The organism is Nitrospira sp., assembly GCA_030692565.1.
In the GTDB taxonomy this organism is placed as follows: domain Bacteria; phylum Nitrospirota; class Nitrospiria; order Nitrospirales; family Nitrospiraceae; genus Nitrospira_D.
The window spans coordinates 1-21,143 of record JAUYAO010000011.1; the positions used below are offsets into that span (position 1 = coordinate 1).

25 protein-coding genes are annotated in these 21,143 nt (G+C 59.4%); 8 read left to right on the forward strand and 17 right to left on the reverse strand.

The genetic code is table 11. The features are described from left to right. Positions 1 to 160: 160 nt before the first annotated feature. The gene (locus Q8N04_02820; GenBank protein MDP3089582.1) at positions 161 to 313 is read right to left on the reverse strand and encodes a hypothetical protein; all 153 of its coding nucleotides are present in this window, start codon (positions 311 to 313) and stop codon (positions 161 to 163) included. A 322-nt stretch (positions 314 to 635) separates the two neighbouring features. Here Q8N04_02820 and Q8N04_02825 point away from each other — a divergent pair, with 322 nt between their 5' ends. Then, a complete protein-coding gene (locus Q8N04_02825; protein ID MDP3089583.1) occupies positions 636 to 1,613 on the forward strand; it encodes a serine hydrolase domain-containing protein in 978 nt (325 codons plus the stop codon). A 38-nt stretch (positions 1,614 to 1,651) separates the two neighbouring features. Here the strand turns inward: Q8N04_02825 and Q8N04_02830 are convergent, their stop codons facing one another. After that, on the reverse strand, positions 1,652 to 2,563 hold the full coding sequence (locus Q8N04_02830; GenBank protein ID MDP3089584.1) for a hypothetical protein: 912 nt from the start codon (positions 2,561 to 2,563) through the stop codon (positions 1,652 to 1,654). A 207-nt stretch (positions 2,564 to 2,770) separates the two neighbouring features. On the opposite strand from Q8N04_02830, the gene Q8N04_02835 reads away from it, so the two are divergent. Both Q8N04_02835 and Q8N04_02840 read left to right on the forward strand, forming a co-directional pair. Next, positions 2,771 to 3,304, forward strand: coding sequence for a hypothetical protein (locus Q8N04_02835; protein ID MDP3089585.1), 534 nt, complete (start codon positions 2,771 to 2,773; stop codon positions 3,302 to 3,304). Positions 3,305 to 3,340: 36 nt separating this feature from the next. Further along, complete coding sequence (locus tag Q8N04_02840) at positions 3,341 to 4,309, forward strand: AEC family transporter (protein MDP3089586.1); 969 nt, start codon at positions 3,341 to 3,343, stop codon at positions 4,307 to 4,309. 3 nt (positions 4,310 to 4,312) lie between these two features. On the opposite strand, the gene Q8N04_02845 is transcribed toward Q8N04_02840, so the two are convergent. Next, the gene (locus Q8N04_02845; protein MDP3089587.1) at positions 4,313 to 4,666 is read right to left on the reverse strand and encodes a helix-turn-helix transcriptional regulator; all 354 of its coding nucleotides are present in this window, start codon (positions 4,664 to 4,666) and stop codon (positions 4,313 to 4,315) included. Further along, positions 4,663 to 5,001: a type II toxin-antitoxin system RelE/ParE family toxin gene (locus Q8N04_02850; GenBank protein ID MDP3089588.1), complete on the reverse strand. Its 339-nt coding sequence runs from the start codon at positions 4,999 to 5,001 to the stop codon at positions 4,663 to 4,665. The genes Q8N04_02845 and Q8N04_02850 overlap by 4 nt, the downstream gene beginning before the upstream one ends. A gap of 133 nt (positions 5,002 to 5,134) precedes the next feature. Here Q8N04_02850 and Q8N04_02855 point away from each other — a divergent pair, with 133 nt between their 5' ends. Next, on the forward strand, positions 5,135 to 6,019 hold the full coding sequence (locus Q8N04_02855; protein MDP3089589.1) for a lipase family protein: 885 nt from the start codon (positions 5,135 to 5,137) through the stop codon (positions 6,017 to 6,019). Positions 6,020 to 6,079: 60 nt separating this feature from the next. On the opposite strand, the gene Q8N04_02860 is transcribed toward Q8N04_02855, so the two are convergent. The 8 genes from Q8N04_02860 to Q8N04_02895 all read right to left on the reverse strand — a co-directional run bounded on the left by Q8N04_02860 (position 6,080) and on the right by Q8N04_02895 (position 12,851). Then, a complete protein-coding gene (locus Q8N04_02860; GenBank protein MDP3089590.1) occupies positions 6,080 to 6,376 on the reverse strand; it encodes a helix-turn-helix transcriptional regulator in 297 nt (98 codons plus the stop codon). A 28-nt stretch (positions 6,377 to 6,404) separates the two neighbouring features. Further along, entirely contained in the window at positions 6,405 to 6,749 is a 345-nt protein-coding gene (locus tag Q8N04_02865; GenBank protein ID MDP3089591.1) for a type II toxin-antitoxin system RelE/ParE family toxin, read from the reverse strand. Positions 6,750 to 6,892: 143 nt separating this feature from the next. Further along, on the reverse strand, positions 6,893 to 7,906 hold the full coding sequence (locus tag Q8N04_02870; GenBank protein MDP3089592.1) for a methyltransferase: 1,014 nt from the start codon (positions 7,904 to 7,906) through the stop codon (positions 6,893 to 6,895). A gap of 47 nt (positions 7,907 to 7,953) precedes the next feature. Further along, entirely contained in the window at positions 7,954 to 8,688 is a 735-nt protein-coding gene (locus Q8N04_02875) for an FAD-binding oxidoreductase (protein ID MDP3089593.1), read from the reverse strand. Positions 8,689 to 8,919: 231 nt separating this feature from the next. Next, positions 8,920 to 10,383, reverse strand: coding sequence for a glucose-6-phosphate dehydrogenase (gene zwf, locus Q8N04_02880; protein ID MDP3089594.1), 1,464 nt, complete (start codon positions 10,381 to 10,383; stop codon positions 8,920 to 8,922). A 62-nt stretch (positions 10,384 to 10,445) separates the two neighbouring features. Continuing rightward, positions 10,446 to 11,498: an aldo/keto reductase gene (locus Q8N04_02885; GenBank protein ID MDP3089595.1), complete on the reverse strand. Its 1,053-nt coding sequence runs from the start codon at positions 11,496 to 11,498 to the stop codon at positions 10,446 to 10,448. A gap of 246 nt (positions 11,499 to 11,744) precedes the next feature. Then, the gene (locus Q8N04_02890; protein ID MDP3089596.1) at positions 11,745 to 12,332 is read right to left on the reverse strand and encodes an NAD(P)H-dependent oxidoreductase; all 588 of its coding nucleotides are present in this window, start codon (positions 12,330 to 12,332) and stop codon (positions 11,745 to 11,747) included. Between the two features lie 24 nt (positions 12,333 to 12,356). Then, the gene (locus Q8N04_02895; protein ID MDP3089597.1) at positions 12,357 to 12,851 is read right to left on the reverse strand and encodes a hypothetical protein; all 495 of its coding nucleotides are present in this window, start codon (positions 12,849 to 12,851) and stop codon (positions 12,357 to 12,359) included. 312 nt (positions 12,852 to 13,163) lie between these two features. Here Q8N04_02895 and Q8N04_02900 point away from each other — a divergent pair, with 312 nt between their 5' ends. Both Q8N04_02900 and Q8N04_02905 read left to right on the forward strand, forming a co-directional pair. After that, entirely contained in the window at positions 13,164 to 13,892 is a 729-nt protein-coding gene (locus Q8N04_02900) for an ATP-binding cassette domain-containing protein (GenBank protein ID MDP3089598.1), read from the forward strand. Next, entirely contained in the window at positions 13,879 to 14,814 is a 936-nt protein-coding gene (locus Q8N04_02905; protein ID MDP3089599.1) for a SufD family Fe-S cluster assembly protein, read from the forward strand. Before Q8N04_02900 ends, Q8N04_02905 begins: the two co-directional genes overlap by 14 nt. A gap of 245 nt (positions 14,815 to 15,059) precedes the next feature. On the opposite strand, the gene Q8N04_02910 is transcribed toward Q8N04_02905, so the two are convergent. After that, the gene (locus tag Q8N04_02910) at positions 15,060 to 15,521 is read right to left on the reverse strand and encodes a YbhB/YbcL family Raf kinase inhibitor-like protein (protein ID MDP3089600.1); all 462 of its coding nucleotides are present in this window, start codon (positions 15,519 to 15,521) and stop codon (positions 15,060 to 15,062) included. A gap of 126 nt (positions 15,522 to 15,647) precedes the next feature. Next, on the reverse strand, positions 15,648 to 16,334 hold the full coding sequence (locus tag Q8N04_02915; protein ID MDP3089601.1) for a phosphoribosyltransferase: 687 nt from the start codon (positions 16,332 to 16,334) through the stop codon (positions 15,648 to 15,650). A 322-nt stretch (positions 16,335 to 16,656) separates the two neighbouring features. Between Q8N04_02915 and Q8N04_02920 the strand changes: the two genes are divergently transcribed. Further along, on the forward strand, positions 16,657 to 17,595 hold the full coding sequence (locus Q8N04_02920) for a M20/M25/M40 family metallo-hydrolase (protein ID MDP3089602.1): 939 nt from the start codon (positions 16,657 to 16,659) through the stop codon (positions 17,593 to 17,595). A 268-nt stretch (positions 17,596 to 17,863) separates the two neighbouring features. Here Q8N04_02920 and Q8N04_02925 read toward each other — a convergent pair whose 3' ends face one another. The 3 genes from Q8N04_02925 to amrS all read right to left on the reverse strand — a co-directional run bounded on the left by Q8N04_02925 (position 17,864) and on the right by amrS (position 20,511). Beyond that, positions 17,864 to 18,376 carry an Hsp20/alpha crystallin family protein gene (locus Q8N04_02925; GenBank protein ID MDP3089603.1) on the reverse strand — a complete coding sequence of 171 codons (513 nt, stop codon included), beginning with the start codon at positions 18,374 to 18,376 and terminating at the stop codon, positions 17,864 to 17,866. A gap of 80 nt (positions 18,377 to 18,456) precedes the next feature. Beyond that, complete coding sequence (locus Q8N04_02930) at positions 18,457 to 19,182, reverse strand: BON domain-containing protein (protein MDP3089604.1); 726 nt, start codon at positions 19,180 to 19,182, stop codon at positions 18,457 to 18,459. A gap of 264 nt (positions 19,183 to 19,446) precedes the next feature. Further along, positions 19,447 to 20,511 (reverse strand): AmmeMemoRadiSam system radical SAM enzyme, encoded by a 1,065-nt coding sequence (gene amrS / locus Q8N04_02935; GenBank protein MDP3089605.1) that lies wholly within the window; start codon positions 20,509 to 20,511, stop codon positions 19,447 to 19,449. Positions 20,512 to 20,742: 231 nt separating this feature from the next. Here amrS and Q8N04_02940 point away from each other — a divergent pair, with 231 nt between their 5' ends. Continuing rightward, positions 20,743 to 21,084, forward strand: coding sequence for a metalloregulator ArsR/SmtB family transcription factor (locus Q8N04_02940; protein MDP3089606.1), 342 nt, complete (start codon positions 20,743 to 20,745; stop codon positions 21,082 to 21,084). The last annotated feature ends 59 nt before the right edge of the window (positions 21,085 to 21,143 follow it).

A 21,143-nucleotide genomic window follows, 5' to 3' on the forward strand; every position in this document is an offset into this window, starting at 1 on the left:
GTGATCGGCGACAGACAGCCCGACAGCGTCAGGCTACAGATCTGTAGCCTGACGCTGTCGGGCTGTCTGTCGCCGATCACACTGAATCGCGCCGTGACGCCGGCCGATTAGTGCTGAGTCCTGGGTTCTGAGTGCTGGGGCGGGTGTCTTCGCTGGCGGGTTATCGGCGGAATGCGTCCTTCCCCTTAATCACTTCCGAGAGCATCTGGTCCGCCAGCTTGGCGGCAATCCGCCGACGGTACCACCGGCGTACCAGTCCGATCACAACCATGCCTACTGCAGCGGCTACCAGCGCCCAACCTGACTCTTCCATAGAGGCAGCTTAATTCAGTCCGCTGCCCCAGACAAGATGGGGAAGAAACCAGTGTCATTTCCATCGTCCTGCCTGCTACAATTCCGCTCTCGTCGGCCCCCTTACTCCCGACAAAGTGGCGCCAGGCTTAGATTCACAGCAGGTCAACGGATCTTCGGGTTCCGCGTTACACACTCACATGCGACACACCTTCTTCCCGACCATTGGCCTTTCGTTTGCCCTCAGTCTCCTTGCCGGCTGCAGTAGCGGCGGATCGGATACTCCTCTTGCTACGCCCCCGGCAACCGGCCCGTCCTGTTCGGTGGCACAGCTTGAGAGCGACATGGACTCGACCTTGGCCGCTGTTCCGCTGGCCCCAGGGGATACGCCGAACTTTTCGTTCTCGGTCGAACGGCAGGATGGCCGCCGCTACACCTACAACCGGGGCGTCTCCACGCTACAGATCTCCTATGAATCCGCCTCGACCTCGAAACTGGTCTCAGCAGTCATCATTCTGCGGCAGGTGGAGCGGGGATCTTTGCGACTGACTGACAAGCCTCAGGAACGCATTCCAGGATGGCCCATTACCAGTAACAGCAATTCACTCTACAACATGACCTTGGAACACTTGCTCAGTTTCACCTCGGGCCTGACCGATGAGCCGCCGTTTCTTGCGTCGTGTCTCAATCGCCCCAACGACGACTTTGAAACCTGTGTCATCAGTCTCGCGACCTTCAACGCCAACAATGGTCACATCCCCGGACAGGAATTTTTCTACGCCAGCCCCCACCTGCAAGTGGCGGGGCTCATGGCGATCAAGGCGCGGGGCGTGGCCACCTGGCAGGATGTCTTCACGGAATTCAAAACCCAAACCGGCCTCTTCCCCACTTCGACTTATGATCTCCCCTCAGCCACGAATCCCCGTCTGGCCGGCGGCATGCACTGGACCGGCGAGGAATACATGGCCTTTCTCAAGGCGCTGAAGAATGGCTCGCTGTTGAACAGCACCTCCATGGGTCAGCTGTTGGCAGATCACACCGCCTCCGTCGTGATCGCCTATTCACCGGCCCTGGTCGGCGCAGGCGAAGACTGGCACTACGGATTCGGGCTCTGGCATGAATGCCAGAGCCCTACGTTCAATTGCACGGCCGGCACCAGAGTCTCCAGCCCCGGCGCCTACGGAGCCTATCCGTTCTGGGATCGCAGCAAAGACTATTTCGGTCTCGTCGCCCGCCAGGGCGCGCTCGGAACCTTTCCAAACGGCGTCGCCATCGAACGATCCGTCAGTCCCGACGTCGAACAGTGGCTGGCCTGCCCCTAAGAACTCGTTGGATCAAGGAGAGAGGAGATGCGCCCGAATCAAGCGGCCATCTGCTTCACGGCAGGCTTGATTCGCTTGCGCACATGCAGATGGAGCCGATCTTCCATCGCATCGATCAGTCGGTGCAGCTGCGCCTGCTGTAACCCGGTCCGCTTCAGCCAGGGATCACTGAACATCCCCGCCAACAGGCTCATGCAGGTGACAAAGAGGCCTACACACAGCGTGGCCCACACCACCTGCCACACCGACGGCTTGGGCGGGAACACGGAGTAAAACGCGGACCCGAGGCCCGCGCCCAGCACGAAGTGCGAGGCCGCCCGATCGCGAGCCGCCTTTCTGGCGATCTGATCGCCGATTCCGGCAATGCCGAGGGAGTGATCGCCGAACAACATCCATCCCATCATCAGCGTCAAAACCGTCGCCGCCATATCGCACACCAGCCCGCGGCTGGATGAATGGGATTCGAGCACTTTCGTGATGTCGGGCAGGTCCTCCAGTGCCGCCTCGATACTCGCCTGCGACGCTAACAGCGGGACGACGGATTGATCCCGCTTCAGCATCTCCCCCAGTCCATGGGGGACCGTCACACCGGTGCCGCCCTCGCATGGCCACGCCGGCAACTCGGTGGCGATCATGCGTTCGACTTCTTTCTGATACCGCGTCTTGATGCCAGAGGGGAGCAGCCCGACCAGATCGGCCCCGGCATGCCAGCCTAATTTCTCCGGCACCTCGACGACTTTCTTCAGCAACAGATAGGGAATCGCCCAGAGGGTATTGACGGGATGGCAGAGCAGATCGCTGACAAACGACTGCTTCTGCAGCGTGATGGTTTCTTGCAGTGAAAAATGCCGCTCGACAAACCCGTCGACCCGGGCATGACACTCGCCAATATCCCGGTCGATGCAGTCTTCAATCGCCGCCACTGCCATTGCCGCATATTGAGCCGTCACGGGCACCTCTCCTCCGGAAGATGTCTTACGATACAGAACTCTCGTTCACGCTCAAGCAAATCGCCCCTTCGCAGAAGCGTGAGGCCATTCCACACACCTTCGCTCTCACTGGTTTTTGACAACCAGGCGATTCTTGCTATCCTTATCTTTCAATTCTTCTCACCGCCGGCCCGTAGCCGGCGTATCGGCACGAAAGGAGTCTCCCTGATGCGCATCGTTCACGGTCTTCGAAGGGTCCTCGCACTCGCCTGCCTGAGCGGCGCCTTGCTCACTGTGACGCCGACCGCATCACTTGCGTCGGAATTGCGCCAAGGCACATGGACCGGTGGCGCGGGCATCGGCTTTCTGGGTAATACCCCGGATAGCATAGCCTTGGCCTTGAATTTCAACGCGGACTACTTCCTCATGCCGCAACTCTCGATCGGTCCACTGGTGCAATTCGCCTTTACCGGCGACTTGTTTCAAATGGGCGCCTCCGGCCAGGTCAAGTACTGGTTCCACCTTCCGGGCGTCGACAATCGCTTAAAACTGAACATCCAAGGCGGTGTCGGGCTGCTCTATGCCGACCGCTTTAAATCAGACACCTCCTGGCTCATCCCCATCGGCGTCGGCTTGGACTATGCCCTCAATAATAACCTCGCACTGACCGCCACATTCCTGCTCAACTTTACGGACGTGAATACAGGACGTGGGTCAGACGCATCCGTGATGCCGGGCCTCACTTTCGGCGTTCGTTTCTAGCCTCATGCCATCGAGACGGGCGCCCACGAGACTCTCGTGAGCGCCCGCACGCTCTACAGCGCAACACCTCCTCAAACTTTTCTGCTACTCTCCTCCCCCATGCCTCCAGCCCTGCAAGCCTTTCTGATCCTCTTCGTTGTCGGCGCTACGCTGCGTCTGTCGGGCCTGCTCGGAAAACCGCACGCGGAACGACTGGGGCTGTTCGTCTTTTCTGTTACGCTGCCGGCGACGATTCTCGTCTCGCTCGATCGCGTGGCCTTTGCCCCGACGGCCTGGAAGCTGCCGCTGGCTGCCTGTCTGGTCTCGCTGCCATTGGTGTTGGCCTCCTGGACGATTGCACGATGGCTGCATCTCGCCCGCCCGACACAGGGCGGATTCCTCCTCGCCATCGGCTGCATCAACTCCGTGTACTTCGCCTATCCCGTCGCCCTGGCGACGTTCGGCGACGAGGGCCTCGCCCAGGCAATCCTCTTCGACCTCGGCCAAACCGCACTCACTCTCACCGCGCTCTATGCCCTGGCCGTGTGGCATGGCACCGCGGCGCGCTCGGCGCTCACGCGCCTGCTCACGTCGCCTCCCTTCTGGGCCGTAACGATCATGCTGGCGATGAAAGCGGCCGGGCTTCATCTGCCTTCCTGGCTCCATACCATTTTGACGCCGGCGCATCTCATGACCACGCCGCTCGCGAGTCTCGTCCTCGGCCTCTCGATCAGGTTCGCGGCGCTGCGACGGACCTGGCGGCTCACTTGCCTGGGTGTGGCAATGCGGATGCTCGGTGGATTGTTGCTGGGATGGTTCGCTGCCTGGCTGCTGAATCTGACGGGAATGGAACGGGCGGTGGTGATTCTGATTGCCGCGATGCCCTCGGCGGTGACGGCCGTGATCTTCGCGACGGAAACCGGATTGGACGAAGATCTCGTCGCCTCGATCGTGGCGCTCTCGATCTGTCTCGGCGTGGCCCTGCTTCCCTGGCTCCCGGCGCTTGCCGCCGCGCTACTGGGCTAGACCCTACGCTGTAATCTTTCCGACCCTGGCTACTCTTGCCCGAACAGTTCCCCGTCGCCGTCCACGCGCCGCCTTCTGAACCGTTACTTCTACGTCCTGGCCCAGAAGTGAGAGAAAGTGAACGAGGCGCTCAATAGAAAATCCCGCCATCTGACCAGCTAAGAGTTTTGATATCTTGGCCTGGTCGATGCCCAACTGCGCCGCCGCTTCGATCTGCTTCCACCCCTGTCCCTTGATTGTCTCCTGCAATGCTTGCAGCAGACCACTTTTCAGAATCAGCTCGGCGGACTTCTCTTGGGAAAACCCCAAATCCAGAAACACATTCCCGCTACCTTTTGTCACTGTGGCACGCGTCATAAATCTTCCCCCTTTCGCCATCTCAGCAAATCGGCATATCGACCTTTAGCAAGCCGGATATCACTATTCAGCGTCTTCTGGGACCGTTTCTCAAAGACGTGGAGCACATACACGGCCTCCTCGAACTTCGCCAAGTAGAGCACTCGATAGCCTCCGCTCTCATCCCGCACCCGGATTTCATTGACGCCGAGGCCTACCGCCGGCATCGGCGTCCAATCGTCCGGCTCTTTCCCCTGCTGCACCTTGAAGAGTTGATGCCCTACCGTCTCCCTGACATCATCGGGCAAATCCCGCAGGCGTTCCCGCGACGATCCCACAAAATGAACCGGCTTCATCTCGCTCCTGCCTTACTGTGCCCTACTGCATCATATGCCACAAGTGGCATATCTGCAAGGCCCCTCCTTGACTTGCTCCGACGAGCCAGATACAAGCCTCTCAGGATTTCACCTTCACCAGGACGTTCTGCCCATGATCGCATCGCCAAATACTACACCGTTCCGCACGTTCGCCTTCATCGTGACGCTCGCCGGTCTCGTCGCTGCTTCCGCAGGCTGTTCCAAGAGCGCCCTGCCGAAACCAACGCCTTCACAACCGCCTGCGCCCATCGATTTCGCGCTCGCGGTACAGTATGCGCAACGGGCGGCCCTGGTCTATGAGAGCGATGCGTCGATCAAGCAGAAGGCGCCGGCCGGCACAATGGTCTCCTTCATGGTGGAAACGCCCAGAGGGGTGAAGGCCTACATCGAAACGGACGATGCGAAAAAGATTCAGTGGGTGGCCGTGCGGGGAACCGCGACCCTGGAGAACGTGAAACTTGATGTGGACTACAACAAGGTGGTGGACGGACGGTTACAGATCCCGCTGCACAAGGGTTTCGCCGACACGGCGCTGCAGGTCTATGCCTTTGCGAAGCCGCTGTTGCGGCCGGGCTATGAAGTGCGCGTGACGGGGCACAGCCTAGGCGGCGCGGCGGCGTCGATCGTCTTGATGCTCTTTAAGGAAGACGGGGTGAAGCTCGGTCAGGCGATGACGTTCGGCCAGCCGAAGGTGACGAACCGCGCGGGCGTCGAGAGGTATCGGGGGCTGCCGCTGCTGCGTTTCGTGAACGACAAGGATCCGGTGCCGCTCCTCCCGCCGCTGGATATCTCCACGATCCTCGACGAAGGCCCGTACAAGCATATCGGCCCCGAAGTCGTGCTGAAGGACGGGGCCAACTACGCCTATTTCAGCGACGCCCAGGCGGAGCGCTTCTCTGTGATCTCGTTCTGGAACTCGCTCGGCAGGCAAGAGGTCCCGGACCATTCCATCGCGAATTACCTGCAGAGCCTCCAGGCGAAGACGGGCGTACGGTAGCGCGCGGGGCTCGTGAATCGAAGAGTCATCCGGTCAACAGATCTGGGGGATCGTTCCGGTCTAAGCCGCAGGACGAACTTTCACCGTCAGACGCACCTGCGCGCCAAGCCTCGCCAGTATATCGATTAAGGCGTCCGTACTGAATAAGTCGATGCGCCCACGAAGGAGATCGCTGACGCGGGGCTGTGTCACGCCAAGTATCTTGGCTGCGGATTTCTGTTTGAGGCCGCGTGCCGCGATGATCTTCTGCACCTGAATCATCAGATCCGACCGGACCAGCAAATGCTCGGCCTCCTCGCGCCCAAACCCAAGATCACGAAAGACATTTCCGCTGGACGGTGTGATTTTAGCTTTCATGTGCAGCTCCCTCTCGGCCCTGTTGTATTCAGCGTTGTGTTATGAGCGCCTGATAGCGTTGCCTGACGAGCTCGATGTCGCGTTGCGCTGTTTTCCTCGTCCGCTTCTCAAAGGCATGAAACACATAAGTCGCTTCCGCAAACTTGGCGACATAGCAGACACGATGTTCGACGGCCGTATGGATTCTCAGCTCACAGACGCCAATTCCGATCGTCGGCATCGATTTCCAATCCATCGGGTCCAGGCCCTTCTGAACCTGACGAAGCTGAAAGCCCGCTAGACGCCGAGCGTCTGACGGAAAGGCCTGAAGATCCCGCCGCGAGGGCCCGATCCACTTGATCGTTTTTTTTCGACCACGGCCATAAATATGCAAGTTTCAGTATATGAGTGTCAAGCAACTGGCTCACTGCACGGGGTGCCAGGCGATCAACGCTTCAAGCACTCGTACGTATGAAGGCTCTTCCACCAGACGAAACGCCCCTAGCGGCGAGACCAGCGCAGGTCCCCGACGACCGCCTACTTATAGCCGATCACCATGCCGTCCGGTCCGGCCAGCCGCTCCACCTTGGTCTTCTTGAAGCCGGCTTCTTTCATCCACTTGCGGCAGTCGGCGCCGGTGAAGTCGAAGCCTCCGGGGGTTTCGATCAGCATGTTGAGGCTCATCAGCAGGCCGAACGCGTTCTCCTTGCGCGCATCATCGATGAGGGCTTCATGGACGATCACCGCGCCGTTCGGCGGAAGCGCCTCGTAGGCCTTGCGCAGGAGCATCAGTTTTTCGTCGAGGTTCCAGTCGTGGAGGATGTGGCCCATGATGATGACGTCGACCTGCGGCAGCGGCTCGTTGAAGAAATTGCCGGGACGGAACTGCAGCCGCTTTGCCAGGCCCTTACTCCGGGCATAGGCCTCGAACACCGGGTGCACGACCGGCAGATCCATGCCGAGCCCGGTGAGGTGCTTGTGCGCGAGCGCGATTTCGACGGCGACACCGCCCTGCGCGCAGCCGACATCGGCAAAGGTCTTGTATTTCTTCCAGGCAAATTTCTTGGCAATTCCGCGGCCGGACCCGATGCTGAGGCCCGTCATGGCCTTTAAAAATCCTTCCAGCCGCTGCGGATCGCTATAGAGCGTGCCGAAGAAATCGCCGCCGGTCTTCACTTCATTCTGCGGCTGGCCGGTGCGAAGCCCGTCGGTCAGCGAGCCCCAAAAGTGATACAGCCGCGCATTGCACATTTCGAAGATGCCGCCGATATAGGACGGCTTGGCCCGATCGAGAAACAGCGCGGTTTCCGGCGTATTCGCGTAGCGTGTGCCGGTACGCTTCAGCATCCCCAAGGCGACCAGCGCATCGCAAAAGTCCCGCGCGCTGCGCGGATGCAGACTCAGCCGCGCGGTCAACTCGTCCAGCGTGCGCGCCCCTTTCGCCAACTCGGTGAAGAGCCCAAGCTCGATCGCACTCAGCAGGGTCTTCGACCCGAAAAATCCGGAGCCCAACTCCATGACCTTCGCCGGTGTCAGAGGCTTCTTTGCCACGGTGCGATCCTTTCGTCAGGGAGTTATGCCGATCGTTGCGCGTCCGTTTAGTCTTTCGCGGCGGCGGCTGCATCGTAATACTTTTCGCGATAGATGGGGCACAGGCCCTTCTGCTGCAGAGCCTTCGTCACGTCGGCAATCATGCCGCCGCTTCCGCAGAGATAGACGGCGAGATGCGCCACCGATGTGACGCGCTCTTCCACCAGTTGCTGCACACGCCCGGTCGCTCCGGACCAGCCCGGCTCGGGACGAGAGAGCGTGAGGACCGTCGTCAGGTTCGGCATGTGACGCGCAAGTGCGATCAAGTCTTCCTGATAGTACAGATCGCGCTGGCTCCGCAGTCCCCAGAACAGAGTGGCTGGTCGGGGATCGGGCCGCTCCGCGTTCGCCAGGAGCATCGACCAGATGGGCGTGATGCCGGTGCCGGTGGCGACAAAGAGCAGGTCACGCCCAGGATCCTCGCGCAGCGTGAAATGGCCGGCCGGTCCTTTGAATCGCGTCGTATCGCCTTCTTTGAATCCATAGAGCAACGTGGAGCCAGGCCCGCCCGACACGCGATTGAACAAGAGCGTGACAACGCCGGGACGGCTGGGTGATGAGGCGATGGAATAGGCCCGCGTGACGAGACGGCCGGTCTCGGGATGCGGGAGTTCGAATGAAATGAACTGGCCCGGTTTGAACTCGATCGTCGCCGGCTCGACGAGCCGCAAATCGAGCTGCCGCACATCGTGCGTCAGATCTTTGATCGACTCAATCTGTGCCGTCACTGTGTGGATACTCACCGTGAACCAGCTCCAACGTCTGTCAAACCGGTGTCGTAGTTGGTGCGCCGGTGGCCGAGTACGCGTCGGTACATTGAGCCTGTAAGTGATGCGAGGACGCTGCCGGCCGACTGTTCCAGCATCCTGCCAGAGACCGGCGCATTATCGGCTAGCTGAGTCCCCAGCGTCAAGAATGGGAGGATGACGAGCGGGTTGAATGACCGACTTGAAGCAGAATGCCATGGAACTGGCTCACCAGCCGAGTTGCCATTGATGGCCCTGTCGCTCTACCAACGCATCCGCCTCGCGCGGTCCCCAGGAGCCGGCCGAATACGGATGGACGACTTGCGTGCCGGTCAGGAGCGGATCGTAGAGCCGCCAGGCCTTTTCCGTGAACTCTGCGCTGACAAACAGGGTCTGGTCCCCGATCATCACATCGCGCAAGAGCGTCTCGTACGCCTCAGGCAGCTGGCCGAATGCTTTCTGATAATCGAATTGCAGCGCATGGTCGCTCAGCATGAACGGCCGTCCAGGACTCTTCACGGAAAAGCAGAGGGAGAATCCTTCGCTGGGCTGCAGAGTGATCAACAGCTTGTTGGACGCGATGCTGCCCGGATCGATGGACGGAAAGACGTGAGCCGGCGCCTCGCGGAAAATGACGGCGATCTGGGTGAGCTTCCTGGGAAAACGCTTCCCGGTCCGCAGATAGAACGGGACGCCCTTCCAGCGCCAGTTGTGAATCTCCGCTTTCAACGCGACATAGGTTTCCGTGTTGGAATCCCTCGGCACGCCCGGTTCCTCGCGATACCCGGGGATCGTCTGGTCGCCGATCTGCCAGGAGGTGTACTGGCCGAACACGACGTCTCGCTCCGCAATCGGCGCAATGGAATGGAGCACTTTCATCTTCTCGCTCTGAATGGCCGCCGCATCGAATGAGACCGGGACCTCCATCGCCACGACAGTCAGGAGCTGGGTCAAATGATTCTGCAGCATGTCGCGCAGCGCGCCGGCCTGTTGGTAGTAGGCCCCCCGATGTTCGACGCCGAGATCTTCAGCCACGGTAATCTGCACGTTCTCGATGGCGTCGCGCTTCCAGAGCGATTCGAAAATCGGATTGGCGAACCGGAAGGCCAGCAGATTCTGGACGGTTTCCTTTCCCAGATAGTGATCGATCCGGTAAATCTGCGATTCGTCCACATACCGGTGCAGCGTGGTATTCAGCTGGCGAGCCGATTGGAAATCGTGCCCGAAGGGCTTTTCGAAGACGACGCGCACCCACCCGCGCCCCTTGAGCAACCCCGCCCGATCCAGTCCTTCGATGGCATTGGGCGCGATGTCCGGCGGCACAGCCAGGTAGAATACGCGATTTCCCGGCATGACGTGTTCCAGTTCAATGCGCCGGATGTAGGAAGCTAACGCGGCATAATCATCATCCGTCCCGCGACCGATCGTGTGGTAGTAGAGACAGGCGTCGCACCACTCGCGCAATTCGTGGTCGTTGTGCCAGCCGGCCTTGTGCAACCCTTCATGCGCCCAGAGCCGAAACCCGTCCTCACCGACTTCAGGCAAGGCCGCACCCACAATCAGTGTGTTGCGGGTTTCCAGGATCCCCTGATCCCGCAAATGATAGAGCGCGGGCAGCAGTTTGCGGCGGGTGAGATCGCCGGTGGCTCCAATGATGACAAAGACGTGCGGCTCAACCTGCTGTGGCGGCATGCGATCCGTTCCTTCCATTCCCGATCATATCGACTGCGGTCCCGGCGTCCCGCCACCCAGCGCTAGGATAAACCATGCTGCTCCCGCCCGATGCGGCCGTCGTAGCGGTTTGTGGACTTGAACAACTCGAATCGCCCGTCCATGGCGTAGCGGGCCACGCGAGTCCGCAGCCCCTGCATCTCGGCGACCGTCATCGGGACGTAACGCCGCATGATATCGAGATTCTGCTGTAAGACTTCCCGTGAATCGATGCCGCTGACCAGAGCGGCGATCGGCAGACTCAACACATACCGCAACGCTTCCTCCGGTGTGACGAGACCCTGCTTGATCGGCTCGGCATTGCCGCTCAGGCTCTTCATTCCAATCGGAGCGATGCCCCGCTGCGTGAGGACCGGCAGCACCTCCTGCTCGAAACTCCGATAGGTTCCGTCAAAGACATTGAGCGGCATCTGGCAGGTGTCGAAAGGAAAATCATGGGCGAGCATTTTCAGATGAATCTTCGGATCTTTGTGTCCGGTGAAACCGATGAACCGCACCTTACCCTGCCGCTTCACTTCGAGCAAGGCCTCGGCCGCCCCGCCCGGCGCAAAGTGCCGATCCGGGTCGTCGAGATAGACCACTTCGTGAATCTGCCAGAGATCGAGATAATCCGTCTTCAGGCGGCGGAGCGATTCGTCGAGCTGCTGCAATGCCACCCGCTTATCGCGTCCGTGCGAACAGACCTTCGTCATGAGAAAGACCTGCTGCCGCCGGCCTTGCAGGGCCTTCCCCATGAGCTCTTCAGAGCGTCCGCCGTTGTACTCCCAGGCATTGTCCAGAAAGGTCACGCCTGCGTCGATCGCTTCCTGAAGGATGCGAATCGCCTCGACATCGTCTTCGATTCGGCCCCAATGGGCGCCGCCGAAACAGAGCGCGGAAACCTGCACGCCGGTTTTCCCCAACAGGCGCTTCGGGATGTCCCCGGTCGTAGACGAGCGCACCGGCTCCAGCGCATCCGCCAGTCCGCGAGTGCCGCCCAGCGCAACCATCGATCCGAGCGCACCGAGCGCCTTCAACAGCTGCCGACGATTAAGCGACCCTTCCCCGCCATCTCGATCAAGCCTTCGTGATTTCATAGTGGAGCCTCCGAGTCCTTTCCTTCCTCACCCCCACCACCACAAGGCGGATGATCGGACGGACTGCTTCGACTGCGACATCGCGCCATTTCCAATGCTCCTACAAAGCTTGCTGAAACTTTCTCTTCGGAGGGCGGTCTGGTCGGTCTCCCACTGCGCGCATCCAACGAGCACCGCCCGCAACGCGAAGATTCGATCACATTTGCGTGCGCGTTGGGCGAGCACAGGAGACCGACCGGACCGCCCTCACTTCCCCACATCCCCCAATCCCCGCATCTCATCCAACCAGTCGGCCCTCTGACGGTCCGTCAGCCCGTCGATAGATCCGATGATAGTGGATTTCACCGGGCCGATGCCACAGAACCAGAGGGTGTTGCGCTTGAGAGATTTGAGACTGTGGGCGAAGAAGATCCAGCGGTACACAAACGCCGGCATCCCCATGGTCACGACGATGCGGGCCGACTTTCCCGTGAGCAGCTTTTTCGCCATCCCGCCGGACTTCTGATACTCGAAGGCAAAGCCCGGACGCAGAAGCTGTTCCAAGAACCCTTTCAGTAATGCCGGCATCGATCCCAGCCAGAGCGGATAGATGATCACCAGGTGATCGGCCCAGGTCACGACATCCTGCGCCTGCTTGATCGCTTCCGGAGGTTGGCCCTTCTCGAAATCCTGTTTTGTCCGCAAGAGAGGAAAGTCGAGCGCCGCCACGTCGATACGCATCACATCATGTCCGCCATCCTCTGCCCCCTTGGCATATTCGTCGGCCAGCGCATGGCAGAAATGTCGAACCGTCGAGTCGGGATGACCCTGAATGATGGCGATATGCTGTGCCATGGGAGCCTTACTCGCTGTGGCTATCTAGAAGAGTGGATGATGCGGCGCACTGCTGGGCGATACGGACTCCGTAATCCCGCCCTTGTTGCCGAGGAACCGCCAGGCCCCGTCTTCGTAAATCAGATAGTGAACCTCGTTGGCCCAGCTATCGATCGTGATGGTCTTTCCTGACTCCTTATCGATGCCATAGAGCCCGCCGGTACAGGTGACCGAGGCCTTTTTCACTTTTACGGTCTGCATCAGCTTCACGTCGGTGAACACATGACGGGAGGAGAGATCGCGATAATGCACAAAGACTTCGGCCCAGATGCGACGGACATCGGCCGGCTTCAGACCATAGTAGTTATAACCTTTTGCATAAAACGGCATGAGGGCCTCAATGTCGGCCTGCCGCACCGCCGCATCGGCTTGATCGAACGCCGCCACGACATCCCGCATCAGCGCTTGGTCACGCTCCCCCACCACCCCCGGCACGACCTCGACATCGGCAGCAACCGGCGCCGGAAAATAAAGAGACATGAGGGCAAGAACGCCCCCCAGCAGCACAACACTCAGGATAAAACTGTTCCGTTCCATATCGATTGAAAAAGCAATGATGATGCCAGGCGCTCGACGTCCGCGCGTAGGAACTTCTCTCGCCAGAAAAGACGGTTCTGATGTGATTGCCGGGGCGCCGACTCCGCGAGTTGGGGCCTAACTCCCCAGCCTCCACTTTTGCTCTGCTGCACAATGCACCAATAAAAGAGCCGGACAACCGGCAACTGCCACGTATCCAAGAGACCGGGCCGGGCATACCGGATGCATTTCCTCTCAACAAGGAGATTTGCGCCGATGCCGGTTCCCCTGCTCGATATTGCTGCGCTCACCTTCGAGGCGGATCATCATCCCATCCTGGATCGGCTCGACTTGTCGATCCAGCCGGGAGAGATTCATGCCCTGCTCGGCGCCAACGGATCGGGGAAAACCACGCTGGCCTATGTGTTGATGGGATGCGAAGGCTATGGGCCGAGCGGAGGCCATATCGTATTCAACGGGATAGACCTGTTACCGCTCAAGATGTATGAACGGGCCAGATTAGGACTCACGCTCGCCTGGCAGGAGCCGGCGCGATTCGAAGGGGTCACGGTGCGCGAATATCTCAGCCTGGGAAAGCCGGACTTCGATCCGGCCTCGGCCCTCAGGCAAGTCGGTCTTGACCCGGACCGCTACCTGCATCGCCGGGTAGATAAATCCCTCAGCGGAGGGGAACGCCACCGGATCGAACTCGCCTCGGTGTTATCCATGAACCCGAAGCTGGCAATCCTCGATGAGCCGTCGGCCGGGATCGATATGCTCTCGATTACACACATTATCGGCATCATTCGCGCCGTGAAAGCCGGCGGCGGATCCGTCATCTTGATCACCCATCAAGAGGAGGTCGCCCTCATCGCCGATCGCGCGTCACAACTTTGCGCCGGACGCATCATCTTCTCCGGCAGTCCCCGAGAAGCCGTCGATCATTTCCGCGGGCGGGCCTGCGTCCGTTGCGACGGGGAGGTGTGTACCGATGTCCGACCTTGACGACCTCAGACGCACCCTGCCGATGGTCGGAGCTGAACCCTCGATTCTCGATGATACGAGCATTGCGCATGTCGTGGCGCATGGGCATCACATCCTGAGTCGGCGGACGGTGCCCGGAGTCCGCGTGGAGCTGGAAGAAACGCCGGATGCCATTATCGGGAAACTGATCGTCGAAGCGGGTGCGCAGATCGCTCAGCCCATCCACATGTGTTTCGGACTCGCGCATCCGACCGGAATCCAACAGATCACAATCGACGTCCAGATCTGCGAAGGGGCGCAGGCGCGCGTGCTGTCCCATTGCCTCTTTCCTCTTGCGCAAGCGGCGGAACATCGCATGCAAGCCATGATGGAGATCGGACCGGGTGCATCGCTGACCTATACCGAAGGCCACTACCACGGCCCCCATGGAGGCATGCGGGTCTTGCCCCATGCGACAATCAAGATCGGCAAAGGCGCGCGGTATTTTTCGGACTTCTCGCTGCTCTCCGGCTCAGTAGGCACGCTCGACATCGACTATCTCGTGGAAGTGGAAGCCGACGGCCTGGCCGAACTCAGCGCGAAGATCTTCGCGCATAAGACCGATCACATCACGCTCAAAGAAGCGGTGATGCTCCGCGGGGAGCGCTCACGCAGTCTCATCAAGACCCGCGTGGTGCTGGAAGATCAGGCGCAGGCCGACATCGTCGGCATTACTGAAGCCTATGCCAAAGGCGCGCGCGGCCACGTCGATTGCATGGAGATCGTGCAGGGCCGGGCCCATGCCAGCGCCATCCCGATCGTGCGGGTCTTCCACCCGGAAGCAAAGGTCACCCACGAAGCCGCCATCGGCAGCGTGGACAAGAAAGAACTCGAAACGCTGATGGCCCGGGGGCTGAGTCCCGAGCAAGCGGTCGAAATGATTGTGAGCGGGATTCTGCGGTAAGCCGGGAAATCTAGCACTCTCCAACGTCTCTCTCACGCCTGGCAAGCTGCATAAAGACGCTGCTAGAAAAACGGAATGCAGATGATCCGAATAAACGGACCAGCGGATCACGATCTTGCCGGATACTCAAAAAGTTCGTCCAGCAAGGCCGCAGCGAGTGAAGGGCCGAATCGTACCCTCTGGGGTACGTTGAGGGTCTGAACGATGCGAGAACGCTGCTGGCGGACTTTTTCAACATCCGGCCTCTACCGGCCAAACCGGCCCATAAGTTGCGCCTCTGCGAGGACATGCCCCTTGCAGGCCTCCAGCACCTGACTCTTGGTTGCGCGCGGCTTCAGATTCAGGACGGCATCCAGCGCATAGAGCTTGAAGTAGTACCGATGAGGCTTCCCCGGCGGAGGGCAGGGACCTCCGTAGCCGACCCGATTGAAGTCGGTCAGGCCTTGCAGCGCGCCGTCGAGCCAATGGTCTTTGGCAGGAATGCCTTCGGGAAGCCCGCGCAAATCGAGCGACAGGTTATAGATCACCCAATGGACCCACATGCCGCCCGGCGCATCGGGATCGTCTGCAATCAGAGCAAAACTTTTCGTCTCGGCTGGTGGCACACTCCAATGGAACGGCGGCGACAGATCGTCTCCTTCGCAAGTATACCGGTCCGGAATCCGCTCACCCTCCTTGAATGCCGAGCTCGTGAGTTCAAACGCCATGACTTCTACCTCCTATAGACCGAGACAGAACCAGGCGCAGGCTTCACGACCGTGCCGGCCACACTTCCCATACAGTCTTCGTGAACGCTGCGCCGCTACGGAAGTTCTCGATGACGAAGAGACTCCTCATCCCGCACTTCTCCCATTCGGCAAGAGTGCCCTACGCACTTCTTCCAGGCAGGCCATCACTTCGTCATCCTCCACCTGGGGAAACTCTTCATAGAACTGGCCGATACCGAAGAACCAGTCGGACGTATGCAACACGACCACCTCATCGACGAGCGTCTTCAACTCCGCCACGATCCGGGGTGGCGCCACCGGCACCGCCGCGACGATCTTCGCCGCCTCCGCCTTGAGCAATGCGCCGAGGGACGCAAAGAACGTCGCCCCTGTCGCAATGCCATCGTCCACCAGGATAACCGTCCGGCCTTTCAAGGAAGGAAGGGTGCGTCCGCCACGATATCGATTGAGTCTCCTGCTGATTTCACTCTTCTGACGTTGCGTCTCCTCCTCCAACTGAGCGCTGCTCACGTGGTATTCGCGGATGACATCTTCATTCATATGCCGATAGCCGGTTTCAGCCAGCGCCCCCATCGCAAGTTCGGGATTCGAAGGCGCTCCCAGCTTGCGTGTGATGAACACGTCCAACGGGAGTCGCAATGCCAGGCTGATGTCATAACCCACTGCCACCCCGCCACGCGGCAAAGCGATGACGATCGCATCCTTCGCACCCTTATAACGGAGCAGCTTCTGAACGAGCCGTTGACCGGCATCATGCCGATCCTTGAAGAGGCCAAACTCTTGATCCGGCATTATGTGATCTCCACTGGCCAGGTGATTAAAATCGTCACCGCATCGAGAACGTGTTGCGGAACAAGGGGGAACGTCCTCCGGCACCGGGGAACGGCCACGGGTCCGCCTTAGAAAGCCACCCAAAGAACGATGAGCAAAACGAGTGCCCGGCACACGATCAACTGTGTACACAGAACCTGCTGTGCCTTCAGAAGAAGTTGGAGATAAGACCGGGGCTGCAACCTGCCGGTAGAAGATACTGGGGGAGATTGCCACAGCGTCCCCGGAATACTGCGGCACGGAGGGGCAATCCCGCAGGCGCCGGCTGCCAGACTGTGCGATAATGACACGTATGATCCGTATGCCGGGCGACAGCTTTCGAGGATCTCTCCCTCCACTAACAGACGAACAACGCAGGCTGGAGGATGACCTGCGCGCCTCCGTGCAACAGCTCGCGGGCACGATCGGAGAGCGCAATCTGTTCCACTATAAGCAACTTGTTGCGGCGGCAGAATATATCCACGCGACGCTCGCTGGTTTCGGCTATGAAGTCCGTCGACAGAACTACCTCGTGTCCGGCCAGACCTGTGTCAATCTGGCAGCGGAGGTGCGAGGGACGGACAAACCAGAAGACATTCTCTTGATCGGCGCCCACTACGACTCCGCCCAAGGCAGTCCGGGGGCCAACGACAACGCCACCGGCGTGGCCGCCCTCCTCGCTTTGGCACGCGCCTTCGCCAGGACGAAACCATCGCACACCCTGCGATTCGTCGCCTTCACCAATGAAGAGCCGCCGTTCTTTCAGAGTCGCCACATGGGAAGCCGCGTCTATGCGCAACAGAGCCGTGCACGGGGTGAGAAGATCCTGCTGATGCTGAGTTTGGAGACGATCGGCTATTACTCCGAAGAGCCGGCTAGCCAGGGATACCCTTTTCCCTTCAGCCTGTTCTATCCCCCCACGGCGAACTTCATTGCCTTCGTGAGCAATATGGACAACGCGTCATGGGTCCGGCAATTGTTGACGGCCTTTCGCCGCCACGCGCAATTTCCCGCCGAAGGAGGAGCCCTGTGGGAATGGATTCCCGGCGTGGCCTGGTCAGACCACTGGTCGTTCTGGAAGGAAGGCTATCCCGCGGTGATGGTGACGGACACCGCACCGAATCGCTATCCGCACTATCATACGGCCACCGACACGCCGGACAAGATTGACTATGCCCGCATGGCCCGCGTTGTCTCCGGTCTGCTTCGGGTAATTGAGGACGTGGCAGGAGGATCACGGTGAATGAGCGGCCCGTACAGCGGCGCGAGAACGCCGCTGGCGGACCTTCTCAATAACCTGCTAGTCTGAATTTCCTTTCTTCCAGAAAATCCACACGAGCACCGTCACCACGACGACCGCGAGGATCATTTCAAAGACTTCAGCAGACATAGCGTCAAACAAAAAGATCGGAACCATGGTGAGTCATCCGAACCACGCCGGCGCGAGATGAGGCGCAGCATGCCCCGCGCCTCACCCAATGCAGCCCATCGGCCGGTTTCGCTCAGCCCCGCTACTCGATCTTGACCGACACGGCTTGCTTCTTGGCTTCTTCCGTCTTCGGCATCCGGACTTCCAGCACGCCGTCTTTGAACGAGGCTTTGATGTCACCGCTCTTCACTTCGCACGGCAGAGCGACCGTCCGTAAGAACGACCCGTAAGATCGCTCCCGGCGATAATAGTCGTCTTCTTTGACTTCCTTGTCCTCTTTCTTCTCGCCCTTGATCGTCAGATTCTCCCCTGTGAGATTTACCTCAATGTCTTCTTTGTTCATGCCGGGCAGTTCGGCCTTGACCACCACGCTGTCCTTCTCCTCATAGACATCGAGCGACGGCATCCGGATGCCCAGCGGACGAATGGGCAACCAGCGATCTCGCCCGAACAGACTGGGAAACGGACGACGCCACATATCATCCATCACGCGCTCCAGCCAATGTTCGAATTCTTCTCCGCGCGACACGACCTCACCGGACTTCTTCGTGGCGACGGCCTTTTCTTCTTTTTCCTCGGTAGCTGCTTTGGACATGATCACTCCTCCTTGTTGGTGTGATGGAACACTTTGCGCGCGACCGCCGACGAACAACGATCACACGGCTTGGTTCCCGTTTATGGACGGACTTCCAAACGATTGATGACTTTATCGACGCCGAACACGCACCAGGCGTCGAATTCCGCCATCTCCTTCTGCGGTGCGGACGGCGCATCGCCTTCGAGGGTCACCACCGATTGCCGGGCGGCCACGCGGATACGTTCACCGTTTACGAATGGGTCTTTTTTTAAGACGATTCGCACGGCTTTCGCCATCTCCTCATCCGAGTCCGGTTGATCCGGGATCACTTCCATTCCGTTGATGACATCGCGGCTGCCGGGCACCCACCAGGCCAGCACCCCGGCCAGGCGTTTCTGCGTGAGCCCGGTCACATGATCGTCGAGCAACACCACGCCCTCGTTCACGGACAGGCGAATAGCCCCGCGAGGTTCGCGGGTGACCTCCCGAACGGTTTCAAGCTGCTCTTTGCGAATCACCTGGATCGAACAATTCAGGAGGGAGGATTCCTGGAGCAATGCATCACGCACCGCATCCAGAATAGCCCCGTCCCCCATGCGAGTGGCGGGCGTCACGTGGAGACGATCCACGATTCCGGTCACTCCCGATACGGCGATCGCCAGTTCCATCGCCAGTTTCTTGGCGGCGATATGCTCCGCCTCGCCTTCCAGGGTGAGCACGCCGTCGGCAAATTCCATTGTCACGGAATACTTGTGCAAATTGATGCGCGGCTCACGCTCCAAGGCCGCACGAACCTCTTTGAGGACTCTCTCCCGCTCCGACATCAACGATTCCTTTCATGGACGTCACGCACTGGTCACTCCTCCGTAAAGCAACGGGAGTGCCATACCTAAGCTTCTCGCGAAACCGTTGATGATTCAGGTGATGCTGCGAGCGTGGCTGTATCACTCACGCTGAGAGCTCACGCGCCCTGTGGACTAACTCCCCAGTGACAGCGTTTCCATGCCGCAGAATGCGACGGTGAGGATAGGCCTATCGCCGGATCGGGAACGCGGCGGCAGCGGATCAAAGCGATGAGTGTGCTCTTATCAGAAACGGTTCAAGAGGATGGGCACCCGTCTGGATCCCCAGTGCCCCGGCTGTGCTTCGAACACACCGGCGCAAGGCGTCTGACAGAAACGACATGCCCCATCTTCCGTCACATTCCACGCACTCAGCTCATACCAATCCCGGACAATGAGCTGCTCGTAACAATGGTGGCAATAGGTGCTGCCGCCCTCTCCGTCCCGCACATTGCCTGTATAGGCGTACCGGATGCCGTTCTTCATGGCAATCCTGCGGGCCATGGTCAGCGTGCTCGCCGGCGTGGCTGGAATGTTGAGCATCTTATAGTCCGGATGAAAGCCGCTGAAATGGATCGGCACGTCTGGGCCAAGATGCTCCACCACCCACTGGGTCAGCCGTTCGATCTCGGCCTCGGAGTCGTTTTCACCCGGGATGACCAGGGTGGTGATTTCCAGCCACACCTTCGTGTGATGTTTGATGTAGATCAGCGTGTCCAGGACCGGTTGCAGGCTCCCGCCACAGACCTGCTGGTAGAAGCGCTCGGTAAATCCCTTCAGGTCGACATTCGCCGCATCCATGTAGCGGTAGAATTCTTCCCGCGGCTCATCGCAGACGTACCCGGCCGTCACGGCCACCGACTTGATGCCATGCTCGCGACAGGCCTGCGCCACGTCAATCGCATATTCGTGGAAGATGATCGGATCATTGTAGGTATAGGCCACGGACCGGCACCCGAGTTTCGCTGCGGCGCGCGCGATCGTTTCCGGCGAAGCCTCATCCGCCAAAGTATCCATCTCGCGGGATTTGCTCATGTCCCAGTTCTGACAGAACTTGCACGAGAGATTGCACCCGGCGGTTCCAAACGAAAGCACCGAGGTGCCGGGAAGAAAATGATGCAGCGGTTTCTTTTCAATCGGATCGACGCAAAACCCGCTGGATCGCCCATAGGTCGTGAGGACGATCTGATCCTGCTGCCGCGCCCGGACAAAACAAAGCCCTTGTTGTCCTTCTTGAAGGGTGCAATAGCGCGGACAGAGGTCGCACTGGATGCGCCCATCCTTCAGTTGATGCCAATATTTCCTAGACACCACGGAGGTCATGACAACCAGTAGCACTCGTCGGTCACCCCAAGTTCCATGCCGGCATTATACCAGCGACACAGGCACACCAGTAGGTTGTTAAGACACCTTTTGAGCGCTCTAAGAAGTCACACCGGCAAGCAATCGATGAATGCGATGCAGCAAAACGTCAATTGACACAGGATGAGGCTCAGTCTATAAAGATTCCATTCTTTGCAACTTTGCACCAAGTGGTCTTGTATGTCTCACTTCAGATCGGACACGACACTGTTCGAGCACCACGCCGAAGTGTGCAAGATTTTTTCGCATCCCAAGCGCCTTCAAATCATCGAGGCCCTCCGGCATAAAGAATTGACTGTCGGCGAGGTCGTTGATCATCTCAGCCTTCCCAAAGCCAATGTCTCTCAGCACTTAGCGGTCCTGCGCCAGAAAAAGGTTGTCCTGACTCGCCGGGAAGGATTGAGCATTTTTTACCGAATCGCTAATCCCAAGATTATCCAGGCCTGCGACCTGATGCGGCAGGTGCTCGTCGAACAACTTGAAGAAGGGGAACGGCTCGCGAAGCGCCTGAAAAGGCGGTGACTTTTTTTGACTCATAGTTGCAAGATTGCGCGTCCAGTTGACTAGCCGGACATGATGAG